The sequence below is a fragment of the Pelagerythrobacter rhizovicinus genome (assembly GCF_004135625.1).
Taxonomy (GTDB): Bacteria; Pseudomonadota; Alphaproteobacteria; order Sphingomonadales; family Sphingomonadaceae; genus Pelagerythrobacter; species Pelagerythrobacter rhizovicinus.
The window spans coordinates 1,297,935-1,320,685 of the sequence record NZ_SDPV01000001.1 but is presented as its reverse complement, the minus strand read 5'-3'; the positions used below and the strand labels follow the sequence as shown (position 1 = coordinate 1,320,685).

Below are 22,751 nucleotides of genomic sequence, written 5' to 3'. Positions count from 1 at the left end.
GTCCTGCGTAATTCGGTGGCTCGGGAGGCATCGTGCCGACCGGCGGCGTGGCCGGTTTCCAATCTAATCCTCAAACCTGGAGTGGGGGAAATGAAGCGAGTATTTGTCGCCTTGTGCGCGATGTTGATGGCTGTGCCGAGTGCGGCATCGGCGCAGGAGTGGTGGAGCGACGACTGGGGGTATCGCCAGGCGATCTCCGTCAATGCCGAGGGGGTCGTCGGCGACGAGATCGACAATGCCCCGGTTCTCGTTCGCCTTCATGCCGGAAACGTCGATTTCACCCGCCTGCAGGACGACGGCAGCGATCTGCGCTTCGTCACGGCGGACGGCACGCCGCTGGATTTCCACCTGGAGAGCTTCAACCGGCAGGCGGAGATCGCCCTTGCCTGGGTGAAGCTGCCGGAGGTCTCTTCCGGGAGCCAGACGATCTATGCCTATTACGGCAACGGCGAAGCTTCTGCGGCCCTGTCGCCGGCGGATACATATGACGGCGAGCAGTCGCTGGTCGTCCACTTCGCCGATGGCGCGAGTCCGCGCGACGAGACGGCCAATGCCAACGCGATCGGCAGCTTCTCGGGGCAGCTGATTCCCGAAGGACTGGTCGCCGGCGGTGCGCGCTTCGGTGCCGAAAACCAGATGCAGGTGGCGGGGAGCCAGTCGCTCACTGTGCCCGCCGGCGGCGGCATGACCGTGTCGGCCTGGATCAAGCCGGATAACCAACTGCCAGCCGAGGCGGCTATTTACACCAAGCTCGGTGAGGCGGGTTCGCGCCTGGTGATCGGCCTGCGCGGAGCGACGCCTTACGTCAGCGTCAACGGTGCAGAGGCGGCGGCGCAGGCGCCGCTTCCTTCCGGCAGCTGGGCGCACCTGGCGGTGACCGCCGGAGAAGGCGCCGTGCGGCTCTATGTCGATGGCAACGAGGTGGCGCAGCTGGCGGCGGACCTCCCAGCCTTGGGCGGCGGCGAGATCATCGGCGCCAATGGCGAGCTTCCCGGCTTCATGGGCGATGTGGACGAAGTGTGGCGCGCCAACACCGCGCGTTCTGCGGACTTCATCGCCTTCGCTGCCAACTCGCAGGGGCGGGATGCCACCGTGGTTCAGGTCAGTGGAGAGGCACAGGAAGCCGGCGAAAGCGGCGAGCACAACTATCTCGGCATTCTGTTCGGCGCGCTGACGCTCGACGCCTGGATCGTGATAGCAATTCTAGCGGTAATGCTGGCCATCGCCATTGCGGTGATGGTGCTGAAAGCGGGACTGTTGTCGCGGGTGGAGCGCGCGAACGAAACATTCCGCCGGGAGTTCCGCCGCAACTCGGGTGAAGCGGGGCTGCATGACGGGCTGGTCAACTCGGACAAGCTGAGCTGGCCGGAAGTCTCGACGCTGGGCCGCTTGTTTGCCGTCGGACGCGAGGAGACGCGCCAGCGCCTGGCCGAAGGGCGCCGTTCGGCGCGCGACCAGTTCGCCCTCGCGCCGCAGTCGGTGGCAGCGATCCGCGCGGCGATGGACGCGGAGATGGCCCGCGAGGGCCAGCGGCTGAACGCGCGCATGGTGCTGCTGACGATCGCCATCTCCGGCGGACCGTTCCTGGGCCTGCTCGGCACGGTGATCGGGGTGATGATCACCTTTGCCGGCGTTGCGGCCGCGGGTGACGTCAACATCAACGCGATCGCGCCAGGCATCGCCGCCGCCTTGCTGGCGACCGTGGCGGGCCTTGCGGTCGCGATCCCTGCGCTATTCGGATACAACTGGCTGCTCTCCCGGGTCGAGAAGATCGAGATCGATAACCAGGTCTTCGTCGACGAGCTCGAGAAGCGCATCGCCGAAACCTACCGACCGTCCCTCGCCGCCGCCGCAGCCTGACGCACGAGAGAGGGGAGACGAGCGATGCACGTCCAGAAGAAGCGCAAGCCCTATGACGAGATCAACGTCACGCCGATGGTCGATCTCACCCTGGTGCTGCTGATCATCTTCATCCTGCTGACCACGGCGGCGGTGCAGGGGATCAAGGTCAACGTACCCAAGGCGAGCTCGTCGGTGAGCCTGGCCAAGCCGACGACCAAGGCAATCACCATCGACGAGCAGGGGCAGATCTATCTCGATACCTTCGCGGTGACGCTCGACGAGCTGGAATCGCAGCTGCGCACCTTCAAGGCGACGACCGAGGAGTTCCCGGTGGTGGTGAAGGGCGACCGGGTCACCCAGTACGGCCGGATCATGGAAGTGCTCGACGTGTGCAACCGCGTCGGCATCAGCCAGCTCGGCCTCGTCAGCGAACGAGTGCGCCCGTCATGAGCGAGCAAGTCCCCACCTCCCGGTCCGAGGGGAAGGGGCGCGCCCGCCAGGCGGGAGCAATCCTCGCCCCGATCGTCTTGCTCGGCCTGCTGGCTTGGCTGATCTGGCCGGACGGCGAGGGGGCGCCGAGCACCGAACGCTTCGTCACCGAGATCGAGATGCTCCAGCCTCCGCCGCCTCCCGAACCGGAGCCGGAAGAACCGATCATGGAAGAGGAAGAGGAGATCGTCGAGCCGAGCGAGGAGCCGCCCAGCGAGACGCCGAGCGAAGAACCAGTCGACCAGCCGCAGGATGCGCCCGAACCCAGCACTGCATCGAACCAGCTGGCGGGCCTCGACCGTCCTGCCGACGCGGGCTCCGATAATTTCCGCCTCGCGGCAGGCGGCGGCGGGGGGCTGTTCGGCCGCGGAACCGGCGGCGGGCGCGGGGGCGGCGAATGGGGCGCCTATGTCGAAGGCCATATCCGCCGCGCACTGATGCGCGACCCTCGAACGCGGGCGGCAAAGGGATCGGTGGACGTCACGGTCGTTATTTCTGATGCTGGGCGGTTCACTCGCGCAGCCTTGCGCACCACCACCGGCGATCAAGAACTCGATGCGGCCATCCGGGATGTGCTGAGCAACCTGCCGCCGCTCAACGTCCGCCGTCCGGCGGAGCAGGCGGCCACGACCTACGCGACAATCGACATGAGGCGAAGTTGAGCGGCCTGCCGATCCGCGGCGCGCGCCAATTGGGCGGGAGGCGTCTCGGCCGACGCACGCACGAACATGATTTGGAGCATTCGATGATTTTTCGCACGGCTCACTGCGTCAGTGCACTGGCCCTGAGCATTGTCTTTGCCCCGGCGCTCCATGCGCAGGACGCAGAGACGCCTCCGACCGAGGGCGCTGCTGCGCCAGCTGCCGATCGCCGGGTCGACATCCTGAACTATCAGGTCGAGGGCAACAGCGTCCTTTCCCGCAAGGAGATCGAGCAGGCGGTGATGCCCTTTCTGGGCTCACAGAGGCCGCTCTCCGACGTCGATGCGGCGCGTACCGCCTTGATGGAAGCGTATCACGCGAAAGGGTTCGAAACCGTCAACGTCGTTATTCCTGCCCAGGAAGTCCAAGGCGGGAACATTCGCCTCAAAGTGGTGGAGATGCGGGTCGGCCGCCTGCGGGTGGACGGCGCAACCTACTATTCGCCCGAGGACATCGGCGAACGTGTCCCTTCGCTCGAAGAAGGCGAGGTTCCCAACTATAACGAGCTTTCAGACGATCTCGCCAGGATCAACAGGTCCCAAGACAGGGTTGTCGCCCCGACCCTGAGAGCGGGCCTCGAACCTGGAACGGTCGACATCGATCTGCTCGTGGAAGACAAGTTGCCGCTGCACGGCACCCTCGAGCTAAACGACCGAGCGAGTTCCAATACCGAGCGTCTCAAGCTCTCGGGCTCGCTTACATATGCCAATCTCTTCCAGCTCGACCACAGCCTGAGCCTGCAGGGGCAGATGAGCCCTGAGGACCCGAGCGAATCCTGGGCGGTCTCGGCCTCTTATGCCGCGCCGATTCCCAACACGCCGATCACGCTTGTTGCTTACGGGGTTCATACCGACAGCGACGTTGCCGCACTGGGCGGCATCAACGTCCTCGGTAAAGGCGATATCCTCGGCCTGCGGGCGATCTACTCCAGTATTTCCGGCGATCCTGCTTCACCGACCGTCCATCAGTTCACGGCCGGGGTCGATTACAAGAACTTTAAGGAGAACCTCCTCGCGGAAAATGAGGACAGCGCCTCATACACACCGATCGATTACATCCCCCTGATGCTTCGCTACGCCTTGTCGAAGCGAACAGAGACATTCGACTTCGATCTCGGCATCGGCGCGGCGTTTGGCCTTCGGGGGCTTGCCGCCGACGATATCGAGTTCGGACTCAAGCGCTTCAACGCGAATGCGAACTGGTCCGTCTTGCGCGGTGACGCTTCTTACACCCGCAAGTTGAACGACTGGCGGGTCGGTGGTTCGATCCAGTGGCAATATGCCGGAGAACCGCTGATCTCCAATGAGCAGTTCGCGCTCGGCGGCTACGACAGCGTTCGCGGATATTACGAAAGCTTCAACCTGGGCGATGACGGCATTTCAGGCCAGTTCCAGATCGATACGCCGTCTCTGCACAATTCCGACCTCGTCAAGCAACTGCGCTTCTTCACCTTTGTCGACGGTGGATACGCCAGAATCCACGATCCGCTGAGCGTCCAGGACGAGCACATGCGCCTTCTAAGCGTTGGCGGCGGCCTCAGGCTCCAACTCGATTACGGACTCAACGGCGTGGTGAGCGTCTCGCGGCCGCTGGTCGATGAAGAGGCCACCCTTTCGGACTTCGGTGACGGGTTCCGCATCCAGTTCAGGGTCTGGGAGCAGTTCTGATGGCCAGGATCCGCCTCACCAAAGATCAGACAACCACCATTCCGGCGGCGCGCGTGAACGGCGCCGACACCAATCTAGCGAGGATTGAAATGCTCAAGACAAAGGTTCTCCTGGGAAGTTCGGCAATTGCGCTTGCCATGCTTGGTCCGACGCCAGCGATGGCGCAATCGACCGACGACGTCGGGGTCGAGATACTCCAGCTTCTGGTCGATGAAGGGGTGATCCCGTTCGAGAAGGCGCAGTCCATTCTCGACAGGGCCCGCGAGAACGCTGCTCTTCGCGCGGAAACAGAGGCTGCGGCGAAGGCAGAAGACGTCGTCAATGTGCCCTATGTGCCCGAGACCGTTCGGGACGAGATCAAGAACGAGGTGCGGAACGAAGTCGTCCAGACGGCCAAGGAAGAAGGGTGGGTTTCCCCCAACACCCTGCCCGATTGGGTGAATGCCGTCCGCATTTCGGGCGACCTGCGGGTGCGCGGTCAGTATGACAACTTTGCTGACGGCAACTTCCCGAGCTTCCCCGACGCCAATGCCATCAACCAGCTTGGCGGGGTGACGGACGCCCAGGGATTTCCGCTTCTCAACTCGACGGTGGACCGGGAGCGGGTGAGCTATCGGGCGCGGCTGAACTTCGAGGCGCGGGTCGCGGACGGTATTCAGGTCGGATTGCGCTTGGCTTCGGGCGATGAACCCGGCGCGGTTTCGACCAATTCCACCTTCGGCAACTACTTCGATCGCAACACTTTGTGGGTCGATCGCGCCTTCATCGACATAGAGCCTCTTCAGGGCGCTCACCTGGTCGCGGGGCGCATGTCCAACCCATTCTATTCGACCAGCTTGGTGTGGGACGCCGATATCAATCCCGAAGGCGTGGCGCTCGCCGTCGATCGAAAGCTCGAAATGGGCCTCGGGCTGTTCGCGACGGGGGGGCTTTTCCCGCTGAGTGAGCGGGAGATCTACCCGGACGCCTATCTCTATGCCGGCCAGCTTGGCGCGTCATACGACACGGGTGCGGCCATGTTCGCCAGCACGGGCATCGCCTACTATCTGTTCGACAATGTTCAGAGCTTGAAGAATCCGGCGGACGGCTCGCGGGTTAACGACTGGAGCGCGCCAGCTTATCTGCGGCAGGGCAACTCCCTGTTCAACATGCGCACGGACGGGCTCACCACGCTTGCCGGCCTGGCTTCGGAATTCGAGCTGCTCGCCGGTACCGCAGAGCTTGGCTATCGGGCGGGGCCGCTCACGTTCAAGCTCACCGGCGAGGTGGTGAGAAATCTGGCGCTCGACCGTGCCGAGATCGTTTCCCTGCGCGGAGAGGAGGCCGGTGACGGCGTCACGCCTGGCGATCTGGGCTGGCACGCTCGGTTCGAGGCCGGTCATCCGGTGATCTCGAACCTTGGCGAGTGGCGCGTCGCTGCCGCCTATCGGCGCGTGGAGACCGACGCTGTCATGGATATCTTTACAGATTCCGACTTCGGCCTCGGAGGTACCGATGTTGAGGGATATGAGCTCGAGGGATCGGTAGGGATCCACAAAAATACGACCTTGGGCCTGCGCTGGATGTCGTCCGACTCCATCAACCGAGCGCCGTTCTCCGTCGACATACTCCAAGTCGAGTTGAACTCGCGGTTCTGAGGGGGGATCCATGAAACACATCGTATTGATGATGCCGCTCGCCCTACTCGCCGCGCCGGTCGCCGCGCAGGGCGCGGGCGCCGAGCCCCAAGCTGGGGGAACGGCCGAAACGCCGCCCGTCGAAGCGCGAATTGCGCGCCTCGAGGGGGAGCTCGCACGCGCGAAGCGAGTGGCCGAGAACGCGCGGCAGCAAGTGGCCCGACTGCGAGCCGAACTGGCGCTCAAGGACGAACTGATCGCCCTCGGGATCGAGCGGAACGCCCAGCTCTACGAACTCGCCGTGGAGGTGATCGAGAAAGGGCTGAGCAAGCGTTCGGTCGAGCCGTTCCTGCAGACCGCCAGGGTTAAGATGGAGAACCTTCAGCAGGACTACGTCGATCGCGCGCACGCGGTGCGAATCTATCCCGGAACACCGCCGCCCAGTTTGCAGAAGCAGAACGAGCAGTCTGCCCAGAACAACTGACGTCAACTGCGATCTCAACACTAACGGCAGCGCACTCTCACAGGAATTCACCCATGTTCGGAAACACCACCGGTTCTCGCAAGCGCCCCTTCTCCAAGAAGCGCCTCGAACTCGGGGCGAGCCTGGTCGCATTGGCGACCATGACTGCCGTCTTCCCGGCATCGGCCCAGGCCGACTCTCCGCTCGGCAGCATGGTGGGGATGCAGGCAGGGCGGACGATCGGCCCGAACGGGCAGGTTTCCGTGTGGCAGGGTGCCAACCGTCCGGTGATCGGCACGGAGGGCGACCGTGCGCTGATGACCATCAAGCAGACCGAGCGGAAGGCTATCCTAGACTGGGAGGATTTCCGCCTGAAAACTCAGGAGATTCTGGAATTTCAGCAGCAGTCGTCGGACTGGTTCGTTATCAACCGGGTGCATGGCGAGCACGCCGCGCAGATCGACGGCGAGATCCGCGCCATCGGCTCGGTCTACATCTTCAATGACAATGGCGTGCTGATCGGTGAGGACGCGCAGATCAACACCCGGCAGCTGGTCGTCGGATCGGGGATCAGCGACGTCGATGTGGCAGACGGCACCACGACCTTCGTGCAGAGCGCGAAGAAGGCAGTGCTCGACTGGAAAAAATTCGAAGTTCAGACGGATGAGGTTCTGAAGTTTGCGCAGCAGTCGTCCGACTGGATCGTTTTCAACCGCGATCTGAACGACACGGACAGGCCAGGGACTGAATCGCTGCGGCTGGCCGCCAACACCACCATCGATGGCCGGATCGAGGCGGACGGCATTCTCGTCGTCAATGACGATACGGGCTTCAACATCGGCGAGGACGCCGAGATCGAGGCAAACCGCTATTTCCTGACCCAGGGCGTCAGCGACATCGACGTCACGGACACCCGTGTCAGCATCACGCAGGAACGCGAACGCGCCGTCATCAGCTGGAGCGACATGAACCTGGCAAGCGGCCAGAGCATCCGGTTCCATCAGGAAGGCGAAGGCTGGATGGCGCTCAACCGCCATCTGGGCGGTGGCGTGGCGCACCTGGACGGCAACATCACGGCCGATGCCGGTCTGCTGCTGGTCTCGCGCGACGGCCTGGCCATTAACGGTTCGATCGAAGCCGGGCAGGTCGTCGCCTCCGCGCTGGAGATCCGCGATTTCGCGTTCAACGGCTTTCAGGGCGAGGGCGGACTGCTGTCCTACGAGTTCAGGAAAAATTACCGCCGGATCGATCCCACCTTCAGCAACAGCTGGATCTATGCGGACACGACCTATCCCGATCAGACCCCCCAGGGGAAGACCGACCGCTATCTGAATCTGCTTGAGGACATGCCGGTCGTCGCCGACGCTGATAACCCGCTGCGCTTTGCCGTGACGGTTGGCCGCACGGGCACAATCAGCACGGGCGACAAGGGCAAGATCATGCTCTTCGGCCCCAATGTGACCAATAGCGGCACCTTGAACGTGCAGGACGAAGGCCAGGTGGTTCTGGGCGCCGGTGACAACATCTTCATCGAGCGCGCCCAGAACAACAGCGCCGAGTTTGAAATCTACACCAGCGTCCACAATCCGCTCGACATGCGGCGGTCAAATGTTCGCACCCAGAGCTTTGCACCCCAGTTTCTGCTTTGGGCGCGTGATTCCAGCGCCAGTAATCAGATGAAGCCGACGGACAGCCCCATTCCCGCCGAGTGGGTGGATTTCGTCAACGCGGTCACCGGGGGCAAGCCGAACGGGGAGGGCTTGTATCAGGCGGGCGACATCCTGCCCAAGGCGGTTGCCCAGGCCTTGATCGACACGCCGTCCGGCGGCGGCGAGGGTAATCTGATCCTGCGCTATCTCGATCAACGCCGTCTTGAGCGCGCCAACAAGTACGGGTTTACCGTGCGGAACGATGGCGTGATCAACGGCACGGCCGGCAGCGATGTGGATCTGCGCGGTTGGACCATCGAGCAGAACGGCGGGATCACACTGACCTCGACGGCCAACTTCCGGGCCGACATTTCCATCCACGCCCTGATGCAGGACCATGCCAAACAGAACGGCGATGCCGAGCTGGCCGGCAACGGCACGATCGTGTTCGGGGAAGGCAGCATCACGCAGATTACGCCCGATCTGAACTCGAATGACATGTTGCCGCTCACCGAAGGCAACCAGTCGGTCGGCAGCTTGCATGTGGCCGGCGGGAAAATTCACTTCCTCAAGGACTCCCTTGTCTATTTGCCCTCGGGCACGGTGGAACTCTACGCCGACGCCGACGGGGCGGTGCGCCGCCCGCTGGGCAGCGGCGGTAACCCGAACGGTCAGGATGGCTCTCGCCTGGTGCTGGAAGCCGGCGCGACTATTGACTTGTCAGGCTGGGACGTCAGCCGCGCCATGGGATATCACCAGGTCGCGGGCCGGGTGTTCGTCGCCCAGCTCAGAGACACCCCGGTGCAGCGGGGCGGTCCGCTCTACCGCAAGGAAATCAAGGTCGATCGCCGCTACGGCACCAATGTCGCCGACTGGCAGAGTTTCGACAATCTCAACCAGCTGACGCTCGATCAGATGATCGTCGATGGCGGCACCCTGACGATCGCCAGCGGCGACGATTTCATCATGAAGGATGGATCGGTGATCGATGTGTCGGGCGGCTCGATCACCTATGACGCGGGCTATGTCTATACGACAATGCTGCGGCGTCTCGACGGCACCATCGTCGATATTCGCGAGGCGGATCCCGACGAAGTTTTCATGGGCCTGGCAGACCAGTGGGTCGATTACGACACCAAGTGGGGCAAGCAGAAGACCTACTATGTCCCGCTCGTCTCCTCCGCCCGCGGCCGGTATGAAGACAGCTATGTCGAAGGGGGCAATGCGGGCAAGATTGGCTTGTGGGCGCCGGACGGAGTCTATCAGGGCACGTTCCGCGGTGAGGTGACGGTCGGCAAATATCAGCGGACCAACATGCCGGATGCCGGCTCGCTGATCATCAACCGCGAAGGCGAGCATGACGCCGAGTATGTCAGCGACCGGATCCTGATTACAAAGACCTTGCCCAAGCTCGACGCGGGCTTCGGGCTCACCGACAGCCTCACCAGCGTGTATGGCGATATCTTCGGCCTGGAAGAGGAGCGCAGGGGCAATTTCGACAGGAACGGCAACCTCGCCCTTTTCTCTGAAGAGATGTTCGAGCGCTCGACCATGGGCGACTACGAGATAAACCAGTGGCACTACGGGCCGGGCAGAAGCTTCTCCGAAACGGCCGACGACGGTTACGACAGGCTGTATATCGTCATTGAGGACGGCGTCGACCTCAACTTCGCCAATGGCGCCGACTTCAGACTCATCGGCACCAGCTCGATGTATTTCGGTGGCTCGCTCACAACCAACGGCGGTGACGTGGCGCTGCGCGGCCAGGGCATCATCTTCGGCGAGAACAGCTTCATCGACACGAGTGCGAAGTGGCACACCGAGTTCGAAACGACCGAGTACCTGCCGCTCGCCGAGCGGCCGATCGTCGATGCCGGCAACATCCTGATCACGGCGTTCAGCCACGACGAAGTCAATACGCGCGACGATGGCACTTACGAGTTCCGCCTGCCGGAAACGGTTTACTTCAACGCCAACGGAGGCGGTTACCTCGACCGGGACGGCAACCTCACCGCCGGCAAGGGCGGCGACATCAACATCCGCAACTACATGCAGCTCGACAACCCCGTCGAGCTTGCCGGCGCCTTCAATTCCCAGGCGCTCGGCCTGGGCGGCAACGGCGTGTTTGCGCTGGAAAGCAGCGGTGAGCTGTACGTGGGCGAGGCGCTCCCCGCCGATGCCGCGGAACGGAACATCATCGCGCGGATCGATCCGGCCCTGTTCGAGGAGATGCCCTTCTCTGGCATATACCTGAATGCGCCCAGGATCAGCGTGGCACCGGGGACGGCCATCAAGGCCACCAAGGCCACCATGCAGCTGGCGCCGGCCACGCTCGGCGACGGCATCCTGAAGGCATGGCGGGCGGAGACCGGCAGCAACATCCTCGACGTGACCACCACCGGCTATGTCGAGCCGGGCTGGCGCGCCAAAGAGCTGCGCGACGGCGCCCTCGTGGGTTTCACCAATTTCCCCTGGTCCACCGAATACGCTGAGGTCTCCATCCACGATCTCGGGACCTATAGCGGCTCGGACGGCGCACGCACGACGCTTGGCAAGGATGCCTCGCTGGAGGTGAACCCGGGTGGGCGCATCATTTTCCACGGCGATCTTGCGGGCACCCTGATTGCCCCCGCAGGCACGATCGAGCTGAGCGGGCATCTTGCCTCGACCGCGCGCGTGCTGGCGCAGGGCGCGTTGCGGATCACGGATCGCCGGATCGACGGCGGCGGCAACGAAGTGATCCTCGGTGACGTGCTCAGCGGCGGCGAGATTGCCAGCTCCCGCGGCGCTGAGCCGCTCGTGATCGAGAAAGGCGCCATTCTCGATGTCTCCGGCACCAGCGCACAGGTCCATGTGCCGGTCCGGGAAAACGGCGCGGTATCGCTCCGGCCCAAGACGATCGCGTCCGATGGCGGCCTGATCAACCTGTTCGGCGGCAATATCGATGTGAACAATGCCACGTTCCGTGCCTTCGCTGGCGGAGAAGGCGCGCGGGGCGGCACCTTCCGCCTGCAGTGGCACAGCGGCCGCTATGAGAAGCTGAACCATCGCAATCCCCTGTGGCTGCGCAATTCGCTGACCTCGACGTGGTACACGCTGAAGGATGGCACCGGGCATCAGGGTCTGGTCGGCGTCGACCTTTCGACGGTCGATTTCGATCGATCTGGCATGGAGGGGCTGGATTTTCCGGAAGGGACCTATCTTCCCGACGTGGACTCCATCGTTGCCCTGTTCGAGGCGTACTACGAGGCGGAAACCAAGGTGCCGCCGCCGGTTCTTTACATCGGCGAAGGCGAAATTGGCGGCAAGATCGATTACGGGGAGCTGCCGGAATACGATCACACTTTCCTGCCGCTTTACAGGGAGCTGAATTTCATCTTGCCGACCTTGCCCGAGCGGGAGGCGACAATGACCCTGTCGCCCGTGACCGGGGGTTTCTCCAGGGTGGATATCTCGGCCGGCGCGATGGTGATCGCGGGCACCTCCACGCTCGGCGCGCGGTCGCCGGACGGCGGCTATCTGCTCGACGAAGTCACTCTGCGAACGCCCAGGATCTACGCCCGGGATGACGGAGACTTCACGGTGCTGGCGGAACATGTCCGCCTGCTCAGCCGCGCCGCGCCCGGTTCCGGGACCGTGGATCAGGAGCGGTTCGAGGCCGCGCTGGCCGATATCGGCATCACCCCGGAGAATACTGGTGTGATCACGCTCGAGGCAGGCCGGCTGCTGGAGCTGACTTCGGCCGATTTCATCGGTTACGAAGACGTCACCCTGATCAGCGGGGGAGACCTGCGTCTTGCCCCGATCAACTATAACCCCTCCAACAACACGGCACCGGAAGGCCTGCTGCGCTCCAACGGCAATCTCACGCTGAAGGCCGACCAGATCTATGCCGCATCCGGGCGCAACGTCGCCATCGAGGCGGCCAAGACCCTGACCATCAAAGGGCCGGACGCCGGCACCAAGGTCAATGCGACGCCCCTGGAAGGCGGCTCCAACCTGACGCTGCGCGCGCCGCGCATCGAGCAGGGCGGCATTGTCCGCGCCCCGCTCGGGTCGATCACGCTGGAGGCCGTGGACGACGGTAGCGAAGGGGCGGGCACGATCAGGCTGCTGCCCGGCAGCATCACCTCGGTTTCGGCGGACGGCAACGTCATCCCCTACGGTTCCCTCCAGAACGGCGACACTTGGGTCGATCCGTTCACGCAGCGGGAAATGGCCTATCTGCCGGACCGCGAAGTCAGCCTGAAGGCCGATGTCATCGACATTGCGGCGAACGCCACTGTCGATGTCTCGGCCGGTGGTGACTTGGTCGCCAGCGAATTCGTGCCCGGTGTGGGCGGCTCGAACAACTGGCTGACCGGCTATCGCGACGACGACTACCGCTGGGTGGACGACGCCTCGCAGGTGTATGCGATCATCCCCGGCTACGACGCGGGCGTGACCCCGCTCGGCACCGGCGACCTCTATGATGCGCCCGATCTGGGCAAGATCTATCTGTCCGGCGCCGAAGGCGGGCTGCCGGCCGGTGAATATACCCTGTTGCCGGCCGAATATGCGGCGCTGCCGGGCGCCTATCGCGTCACGGCCAACCACCAGTATGGCGACTACAGCAACATCGCGCTGGGTGAATCCGCCGCCAAGCCTGATGGGTCCATCATCCAGGCGGGTTACCGCTTCACCACCCGGCCCGACGGGTCCCTGGCCTATCGCGATCCCTTCACCAACGGCTTCCTGGTCATGGACCGGGAGGTGCTGTCCCTGCGCTCGCAATACAACTTCGCCAGCGCAACAACCTACTTCGACTCCGATGCCTTCCTGCGGGCCGCCCAGCGGCGCAACCTGCAGGTGGACTCCCTGCCGCGCACGCCGAAGGATGCTGGTGGTCTGACCCTGATCGCCGGGTCGTCCCTGACGCTGGACGGCACGATCAACGCCGCCGCCATGGACGGTGGCAAGGGCGGTTACGTCGATGTCAGCGCCGCGCGCATCCTGGTGGCGGGCGCCGGCACCGACCGCTCGGGCTACGACGGCTATCTTCAGCTTGACGCGGACCGGCTGGTGAGCTTCGGCGTGGAAAGCCTGCTTCTGGGCGGTGTGCGCGGTGCGACGGACACCGGCACCGCCATTCAGGTCACGGCGGCCGATCTGGTCATCGATACCGCGGGCGACGTGCTGTCGGGCGCAGACCTGATCTTCACCGCTCAGAACGGTGTCACGGTCAAGTCGGGCTCGATCGTCGAAGCAACCGGCGAGCTTGCCTCTGCGACGGACAGCTATGCGCTGGTACCGGTTCTCGGCGAGTTCATCGTGGGATCCGGGTCGTCGGAGAATTTCCTCCACGGAGAGCTGGATCAGGGCGCGGTCCTGCATGTCTCAGCGGGCGACCGTGCCGACTTCCTGCGCGACGAGGTGGCGATCGATGCGATGGCCGCCCTGCGCGCCGACCCGGCCCGTCTCGCGGCGATCAACGCTCAGCGGCGTGATCGGGGCATGCAGGAGATCGACCCGGCCGGAGGCGTTCTTGCGATCGAAGAAGGCGTGCGCCTGGCCGGCCGCTCGGTGGTGCTCGATGGCACGCGCGAAACCACTCTGTCCGCCGGTACCGACCTGGCGGCAGACCAGATCACCGCTGCCGCCTCGCAGGTGAGCATCGGCGCGGCCCCGGCCGGCACGGGCGGGCTGGTCTTCGCGGGCGACAGCGCCAGCATGCTGGCCAATGCGCAGGATTTGGCTCTGAAGAGCTACTCCAGCATCGACTTCTACGGTGCGGTCGAGTTCACCGCCGAAGGCGACCTGACGCTCGACGCCCGCCAGATCCAGCTGATCGACAACGATGGCGGCGCGGCCAGCATCACGGCGCGCACCCTCACCTTCGCCAACAGCAACGGCGGCTCGGTGGAGGCGACCGGCGGCTCGGCGTCGCTGCTGCTTTCCGCGCGCGACCTCCTGCTGACGGGCGGCGTCAAGGCGATCTCGGGCGCGAACAGCGTCACGCTGCGGGCGACGCGGACGCTGGTCGGCCAGGATGCGGGCGGGCTGAATGTTCCCGGCGCGCTCGCGATCGAGGCCGGTCAGATCAGTGTGGACAACGGCGATGTGCTGGCGGTCAACGCCGGCGGCGCGATCACCATCGACAGCATCGCGGGGGCGGAGCAGGCGAGCCGGAACTCGCTCGGCGCGACCCTGTCGTTCACCGGCACCAGCATCACGCACAACGGGCAGATCAGCCTGCATGCCGGCACCGTGAACCTGCGGGCAACCGCAGGGGACGTCACCCTGGCGCAAGGCAGCGGTATCGATGTCTCCGGCACGGCCTTCGAGCTGTTCGACCGGACCATCGGCCTGAACGCCGGGGCGATCAACCTGACGGCCGACCGGGGCAATGTGGTGCAGAACGCGGACGCGGTGCTCGACATCTCCGGCGGCGCGGCGGGGAACGCCGGTTCGCTGGCCATCGTGGTGCCGCAGGGCCAGGCGGTGCTGAACGGCGCGCTCAAGGGCGGTGCGAGCGAGGGCAAGTCGGCCGGTGATTTCGCCTTGCGGATCGGCACCCTGGCCGATTTCGCGGCCCTCAGTTCCACCCTGGCGGCGGGCGGCCTCAACGGCGACCGCAGCTTCGAGATCCTGTCCGGCAGCGTCACGCTGGATGGTGTCACCGAGGTGGAAAGCCTCTCGGTGATCGCCCACAACGGCACGATCGATGTGACCGGCACGGTGCGCACGGTCGGCGCCAATGGCGGCGACATCAGGCTTGCGGCCTCAAACGATGTCACCCTGGGCGGGTCGTCCGCCCTGATCGCCGCCGCCGAGGCGGAAGAGGGCGCGGGCGGCCTTGTGAAGATCGAAACCGCCGGTGCCAACGGCGGGCGGATCGCCATGGCCAGTGGCGCGCGCATCGACGTGAGTGGGGCCGAGGATCGCGGCGGCACCGTTCACTTCCGCGCCCCGCAGATCGGCGATGGCGATGTCGCCATCGACTCCCTGGCAGGAACCGTGACCGGAGCCGACAGGGCCATTGCCGAAGCCTACCGCGTCTACGACGGCGTCGAAGTGATCGACAGAGACGTGGCGGCCGCAGTCGCGGCGGATGCGACGGCGTTCATGGAGGCCGCGGCGGCGAACAACGTGCAGGCGCGTCTGGGCTCGGTCACCCTGGTGCCGGGCATCGACATCCGCAACGACGGCGATGTCGAGCTGACCGACGATTGGGACCTGGCCGCCATGCGCTACGGCGCGGACCAGGTCGCCGGTGTCCTCTCGCTGCGGGCCGCGGGCGATATGCTGATCAACGCCAACTTGACCGACAGCGCCACGGACGCGCCGTGGAGCTGGAACGTCAATCTGGTGGGCGGCGCCAATCTGGAGAGCCCCTCCTCCCTGGCGGTGCTCTCCGCCGGTCAGCTCGCCGACGGCAAGGGCTCCGTCATCATCGGCGGCGAGGCCGATCAGCTCGACTATGCCGGGCTCAGCCCATTCGATTACGACATGTCGGTGATTGTGGGAGAATTGGATGTTCCAAGCTATGGAGGCGCAGTAAGCTCTGTATTCATGAATATCGTCCTAGGGCATCGCAATCCGGGAGAAATTACAAACGACGAATACAGGGCCATCGATCGTGCATCCCGGGGGGATACGCCGGAAGAGACGCTATACAACTTGGTTGAGCTCCTACTTGATGAATATCCTTACCTTTTTGCCCCAAGCATGGACTACGACGGTGCATATCAAGATCTCGATAACCTGATAGGGGCCGAATACGCGGGCAGTCTCAGCGGCGCAGATCTGGCAGAGTATCAGGCAATCGGCCACGGCAGCAGTGGCTTCTACGACGGTAATGCCACCGGAAAAGATGCTTATGTGCGGCTGGTCCGGCTGATTGGTGAGTATCCGGAAGTGTTCTACGACGCCGTCGTGCCAATTCCGACAATGGCCGTGCCAGCCGCCCCCTATTACTTGCGGGTCAATGGCCAAGAGAGTGCCCTATTCTACGTGAACGAGGACGGCTCACTGGGCGCGGAGCTGGACCGCGACATTGTGACTGGCTTCTATTATTATCTGGACGAGAGCGGCGAGAAGCAACTCGTCAAATATGCCGAGGGCGCGAGCGAATACGCCGACACGGACATCTATGCGCGCAAACTTCTGCCCTGGATCGGTAGGACGTCGCTGGGTTTCCGCCAGCCATACATGGCCCAGACCTATGATCCGGTCGGGTATCGGGTCAGCACCGGCTCCGGCTCAGTGCAGGTTGCGGCGGGCCGGGATCTGGTGCTGGAGCAGCGCCCCTCGTCCATTCAGGCGACCGGATTGGGATCACGGATTTCCGTTGCGGTCGGCGGCGACGTGGTGGCGCATGATGCGATGGCCAAGACCATCGTGACCGACATCATCACCGATGGTCAGGCAGTTATCACCGCCGGCGGTGCCATTCGCAACCTCACGGTCTCGGCCCGGGACCTGGAGGTGCGGGCCGGCGGCGACATATTGGGCGGCATCTACCGCATCACCGGCAACGGCACCGTGGTCGCCGGCGGGTCGATCCTGTCGGGAAGCGTGGTGCGGGTTTACGACCGCACGAGCGATCCGCAGCCACCATATGCCGATTGCGACATCACCGACGTCTATCGCGGGTGCGACCCTAGCATCGATCCTACCCCTGTTCTGCGCGCCTATCCGCTCTACACGATGTTCGACATCGGGGAAGCCGGCAGCCTTCGGGTGGAAGCCGCGGGCGACCTGAATGTGGAAACGGCCACGGGCGGCGCGGAAGCCAGCGTCTCGCTCTATTCGGCCGGCGGCGACATCATTGCCTGGAACAATGATGCCAACATTGGCTCCGCCCGCATGATGACCGGTTTCGAAGACGACACTTTCGGCCCCTACTTTCCCTACTACGTCACGACCCACAGCCCCAATGGGATCAACGCCGTCGGCCGCGGCAGCTACAACTCTATGGAGGGTCAGATCTGGCCCGGTACGGTGGAGATGGTCGCTGCGGGCGGCGATGTGAATGTGGAAGGCGGTTTCCGAATTGCTCCGGCGCCAGACGGGAATCTCGACATTCTGGCGCAGAACAATGTCCGCATCGGCCACTACACGCGTCTCGAGGACGCGGCGCCGCGAAATGTTGGTGACTCTGCGTGGAACTTGCGCAAACACCAGAACAATTACCGCAACCATTTGGACGGCATCTATATGATGACCCCCAGCGTATACGGCGAGGGGACTCAGAGTTGGAACGAACGCCATCTCCTGTTGCATGAGGGCGATTTCGAACCCAGCCGGATCTATGCCGGTGCCGGGGACATCATCGGAATCAGCGGCATCGCTTCGGCCGAGCAGCTCTGGATGAAGGCCGGCAGCGACGTCTATTTCCCCAACGTTATCATCCAGCATAACAACCCGAAGGACGTCAGCCTGATCACCGCGGGCGCGGGCATCTATTTCGGCACTATCTCGTCGGCCGCCGGCTCAAGCAACTTGAGGACCGGCAGCCAAGTGCACATTCGCGGGCAAGGCAGGCTTGAGATCGAGGCCGGAACCGATCTCTGGATCCCCAACAATTCCGAAGGCATTACCGCTGACACGCTTTTGGACCTCGGGCGCAACAGCAGCAACGCGGTTGTGAACGTCCCATTCGATCCGGACATGAAGGGGGCGACGGTCGCCATCAGCGTCGGCTACAATCAGCAGCCATCCTACGAGGAGTTCGACGCCGCCTATTTCGATCCGGCGAATGCCGGGGCGATGGCCGATTACCTGCTCGGTGAACTGGGCGACGGCGAGAAAATGCCCATGTACCTGTTCGACCGCTTCTACGCCCGCGGCAACGGCGCGACCGTGGAACTGGTGAGCGAGGACATGGCCGGTGGCTTCGTAAACTACATCCGCTCGCTTCAGGGGCTCGAGCCGCTGGCCGGGGAGGAGGCCCAGCGCGGTTACCTGGAACAGGCCTGGGAGTACTGGCTCGCCCTTCCGGCCTCGCAGGAAACGCCCTACGACACTCTGGTGCCGCGCTACACGGCCCAGCAGGCACAGGCCGAGCGGCTGCGGGGCGAATTCTTCCTGCCGGAGCGGCGCCAGGGCCTCGTCAACTACGTGCGTGAGATGCAGGGGCTGGAGCCGCTGGAGACCGCGCAGGAGCAGCGCGCCTACATGGATGAGGCGCTGGCGTACTGGGAGGGTCTGGACAATGCCTACAAGGCGCCCTTCTATCGCTCGGCGCTGTTCCTTGAACTGCGCACCGCCAGCCGGGAGGCAAACGATCCCGACAACGAACGCCAGGGTTCGGTGAACCGGGGCTACACGGCCATCGGTACGCTTTACCCGGGCGCGCAGAAGGCCGCCGACGAGCAGCTGGCGGACGGCGAATCCCGCTGGGCGGGCAACTTCGAGACCTTCGCCAGCCGGATCCTCTCCAACGCCGGCGGCGATGTCTCGGTGGTTGCGCCGGGGGGCTTCTTCCGCCTCGCCAGCGCGGCGGCCAATGCCGATCAGACCGGCCAGCCGTCGGAGACCAACCCACAGGGCGATGCCTTGCGCGCCGGTATCGTCACGCAGGGCGGCGGCGAGGTGAACGTCCTCACCCATGGGGACCAGGATGTGAACCAGTCCCGCGTGCTCACCACCCAGGGCGGCAATATCATGATGTGGTCGTCGTTCGGCAGCATTGCCGCGGGCAACGGCGCCAAAACCTCGATGACGCCGCCCTACTTCGAACGGCATATCGACGAACTCGCCAACTTCACCCGCTCGCCCGCCGGTCTGCCGACCGGTGCCGGCATCGGCACGCTGGCGTCCACCCCGGGCGTGCCGCCCGCCGACGTCGATCTGGTCGCGAACTATGGCGTCGTCGATGCGGGGGATGCGGGCATCCGCGTCTCGGGCAACCTCAACGTCTTCGCCATCGAAATCCTCGGGGCGGACAACATCGACGTGGCCGGCCGCACGACCGGTCTGCCCGAGGCGCCGGCCGCACCGCCCACGTCGCTGGACGTGGGCGACCTCGGCAGCAAGTCGCTGCTTGGCAGCAACCTTCTCGAAAGCCTCACCGAAACCGTTCGCCAGAACGCGGCCGCGACCACGCCCTCGATCATCGAGGTTCGCGTCACCGGATATGGCGATTGCGGCGAGGGGGACCGACGCGAGGCGTGCGCGCCGGGTGCCTCACAATCCTCGAATGCGACGCCTTCGCGGGCAGAGCGGGCCGAAGCGGACCGGCAGCAGCCGACCTGGCCCGAACGCAAAATGCACGTCGAGATTGCGGCGACGAACCTTGACGAGGCGATGCAGCAGATAGGCGGGCTGTCTGGATACAACATCCTCTACAGCACCGATGTCGCAGCCAACTTCAGGACCGCTCCCCTTCGTGGGTCGATGACCCTCAAGCAGGCGATCTCACGGCTTCTTCGCAATCGCTTGCGGGCGGTGCTGATCGACGACCGCACGATCATGATCGAACCCAGCCGCTACGCTCACAACTGAGGCGTAGGCGAGCATCCACCCCGCAGCCGTCAGTGCGGCTTCGGTTATCCCATCCAGGAGCACGTTCATGGCAACTCAACCTGCACCCGAAGCGGGCGGCACCGGCAAGGCCGGCCTTCCGCTGTTCTACCGCGATCCGCAGCCGCTTTCGTCGTCGGCCCACGCCGATTGGCGGCTCAAGAGCGGTGATGCCTCCTTCGCCGCAGAGGCGGCCTATGTCCCCATTGTGGCTGCGGAACTGACCGCCGCCGCACGCTGCTACCCGGTCGTGTTCGCCGCCGGTGACGCGCAGCTGGTCGCGGTGCTCGGACTGCAGCGCCGGAACCTGTTCGTAAAGGACGGTCAATGGAGCCTGGACTGCTACGTTCCGGCTTATGTGCGCCGCTATCCTTTCGGCTTCATCGCCACCGGCAAACCCGACGAGTTCGTGCTGGCGGTCGATGCCGCGTCGGAGCGGATCGAGCGTTCGGGCGGTGAAGGCACGCCGCTGTTCGAGGACGGCAAGCCCGCCGAGCTGACCCGGCAGGCTCTCGCCTTTTGCGATGCCTTCCAGTCCGACGCCAGGGCGACGCGCGCCTTCGCCGAAGCGTTGAAGGCCGAGGACCTGCTCATCGATCGCCGTGTCGACGCGACCCTGCCGGATGGGCGCAAGCTCGGGCTCGAAGGCTTCCAGATCGTCGACCGCGAGAGGTTCGCCAGGCTGCCGGACGAGGCAGTCAAGGAGTGGCACGGGAACGGCTATCTGGCTTGGGTTCACTTCCACCTCGCCTCGCTCGACCGCTTCTCCAGCCTCCTCGATCGCCAGGCGCGCGCAGACGCATCCGAAGCCGCGCCGGAGCCCGTGCACGAACCCAAGCCGAAGAAGGTGCCCGCATGATCCGCCGTTCCGTTGCTTCTTTCGTTCTCCTGATCGGCGCCGCCACGGCGGCTCCGGCGCAGACTGTCAATGAACCCACGCCGGCGGTGCAGCCGCTTGGCGGCCCGGTCGTGCCGGGCGTATGTCTCCTCTCACGGGAGGCGATGTTCGCCAACGCCGCGGTCGGAAAGGCCGCCACCGCGCGGCTGCAGGAGCTGGCCCAGACCGCACAGGCGGAGATTGACGCCGAGCGCACGCAGGTCGAGACCGAGGCACGCGCACTGGAAGGACAACCAGACAATGCCGAGACGCGCCAGCGCCGCGAGGAACTCGCCAGGCGCTGGCAGGCACTTCAGGAACGTGCCGCGCACAGCAGTCGCGAGATCGCGGCGACCCGCGCCAAGGCGCTGGAGCGCATTGCGAGCGAGGCCCAGCCCGTGATTGCGGAAGTCTATGGTGAGAAGGGATGCGGTCTCATCCTCGATCGGAACTCAGCGCTTGGAGGGAACTTCGCCAACGACCTCACCCCAGATGTCGTTCGGCGGCTGGATGCCCGTATCCAGACGATCACCTTCGAACGAGAGCGGCTGCCTCAGCAGCAAGCCTCGCCGGCGAATACTCCGGCCTCGTAGAACAGGCCGCACGGAGAAGGAGCTGAGCGACCATGCCTCTGGCCGATCTCATCCTGGCCGCAGTCCCGTGTTGAACCGTTTGCTACAGCGCTGGCGGTGCCGTCGATCGAAGGCTTTCAAAAGGTGGTTGACTTCGGCTTGCATGAAGTCCTGCAATACTACGGCAGCGGCCCCCTGAAAGTAGCGTGCAGGAAGGCACGTCGTCGGCGGTAGCCGATCCGCCGAAGATGGGTTTGGAAAGTCGTAGTTGAGAAGCTTAAGGCCAACCGGGAAAGCGAGCAGCAAGGCATGTGGTGAACGAAAGTCAATCGAGTGCTGTTCATCGGATGCAGGCACTTTCGTCTTGGCGACCGCCCAACTGGACCGTGACCTTGGGGCTGCGACTATGCGCTGGCTCATCAGCTCGGGTTGGCAACTTGTGGGGTAACGGCGGAACGTCAAGAGAGACTTAAGGGAGAAGTGGACGCGCCGAGTGAAGTTTGGAAGGGCTTGGCGCGTCCACAGAGACCTCTAGGATAATAGTATTGCAGTATTAAGACAAGAATCGTAAGAATCACGCTATTTGATATAATATAGAACGCTGCGCCTTTCGACAACAATATAGGAAAAAAGGGATACTGCTGTGCCTTAATCTCGAACGGTATCCGCTACGGTGCCTAACGCCTCGGATCGCCAGGGAAGCTGGGCATCTCCCGTGAGGCGCTGCACGACATTCTGGCCGGCAAGTCGGCGATTACCTCCGTGATGGCGCTCATGCTCGCACGCCTGCTCGGCACGTCGCCGAAGATGTGACTGAACTTGCAGCAGGCCTATGACCTGGCGATCGTGGCAGTGCAGAGGAAGGACGAAGTCGAGAAGGTGGAGGCGCTGAAGATCGCGTAAGATTACGGAGCCGGCGGACAGGTGGTGAGGTACGCCTCTGCCGTCCATGCGCCTCAGAAGGTTACCTTCCAATTTCGAACTCACGAGACAGCGTTTGTGGTGAGGGCCGGCCATAGGTCGCTAGAGCGTAGTTGGCGGATAAAGGGCCGGAGCGGACGAAAGCCCTTACCTGCGAGGTAGCCCGCGGGGAGCAGAATCTTTGATGCGAAATCGGGCCGATTCGGAGAACGGAACGGCGGAAATCTCCCGATTTGGCAGCTCAGAAATGGAAGAACTTTATTGTCCCAATCCTCCTGCTGTCTACTCTATGGTCATGATCTGTTCCAAAGAGGATCGCAATTTCGGAAAAACTCTATTGTCTAGGGTGTGGCTGAACTGCGCAGAGATGCGTGGCGAAATGGAACGACTTTTTTGTCTCACAACAGCGTTCGCGAGGCGGTCGGGAAGTGTCTCGCCGGCCATTGCGT

Annotated in this window: 9 protein-coding genes; all 9 read left to right on the top strand. The window is 64.0% G+C overall.

Annotated features, from left to right (window positions below; genetic code table 11):
• The first annotated feature begins 90 nt into the window (after nucleotides 1-90).
• The 9 genes from ETX26_RS06370 to ETX26_RS06330 all read left to right on the top strand — a co-directional run bounded on the left by ETX26_RS06370 (nucleotide 91) and on the right by ETX26_RS06330 (nucleotide 21,402).
• The gene (locus ETX26_RS06370) at nucleotides 91-1,860 is read left to right on the top strand and encodes a DUF2341 domain-containing protein (protein WP_165271703.1); all 1,770 of its coding nucleotides are present in this window, start codon (nucleotides 91-93) and stop codon (nucleotides 1,858-1,860) included.
• A gap of 24 nt (nucleotides 1,861-1,884) precedes the next feature.
• Complete coding sequence (locus ETX26_RS06365) at nucleotides 1,885-2,292, top strand: ExbD/TolR family protein (RefSeq protein WP_129523790.1); 408 nt, start codon at nucleotides 1,885-1,887, stop codon at nucleotides 2,290-2,292.
• The gene (locus tag ETX26_RS06360) at nucleotides 2,289-2,993 is read left to right on the top strand and encodes an energy transducer TonB (RefSeq protein ID WP_129523789.1); all 705 of its coding nucleotides are present in this window, start codon (nucleotides 2,289-2,291) and stop codon (nucleotides 2,991-2,993) included. Before ETX26_RS06365 ends, ETX26_RS06360 begins: the two co-directional genes overlap by 4 nt.
• The gene (locus ETX26_RS06355; RefSeq protein ID WP_129523788.1) at nucleotides 2,990-4,699 is read left to right on the top strand and encodes a ShlB/FhaC/HecB family hemolysin secretion/activation protein; all 1,710 of its coding nucleotides are present in this window, start codon (nucleotides 2,990-2,992) and stop codon (nucleotides 4,697-4,699) included. The genes ETX26_RS06360 and ETX26_RS06355 overlap by 4 nt, the downstream gene beginning before the upstream one ends.
• On the top strand, nucleotides 4,699-6,336 hold the full coding sequence (locus tag ETX26_RS06350; protein ID WP_129523787.1) for a putative porin: 1,638 nt from the start codon (nucleotides 4,699-4,701) through the stop codon (nucleotides 6,334-6,336). The genes ETX26_RS06355 and ETX26_RS06350 overlap by 1 nt, the downstream gene beginning before the upstream one ends.
• A gap of 10 nt (nucleotides 6,337-6,346) precedes the next feature.
• Complete coding sequence (locus tag ETX26_RS06345; RefSeq protein WP_129523786.1) at nucleotides 6,347-6,799, top strand: hypothetical protein; 453 nt, start codon at nucleotides 6,347-6,349, stop codon at nucleotides 6,797-6,799.
• 53 nt (nucleotides 6,800-6,852) lie between these two features.
• Nucleotides 6,853-19,914, top strand: a complete 13,062-nt coding sequence (locus ETX26_RS06340) for a filamentous hemagglutinin N-terminal domain-containing protein (RefSeq protein WP_129523785.1) — start codon at nucleotides 6,853-6,855, stop codon at nucleotides 19,912-19,914.
• Nucleotides 19,915-19,981: 67 nt separating this feature from the next.
• A complete protein-coding gene (locus ETX26_RS06335; RefSeq protein ID WP_129523784.1) occupies nucleotides 19,982-20,791 on the top strand; it encodes a SapC family protein in 810 nt (269 codons plus the stop codon).
• On the top strand, nucleotides 20,788-21,402 hold the full coding sequence (locus ETX26_RS06330) for an OmpH family outer membrane protein (RefSeq protein ID WP_129523783.1): 615 nt from the start codon (nucleotides 20,788-20,790) through the stop codon (nucleotides 21,400-21,402). Before ETX26_RS06335 ends, ETX26_RS06330 begins: the two co-directional genes overlap by 4 nt.
• The last annotated feature ends 1,349 nt before the right edge of the window (nucleotides 21,403-22,751 follow it).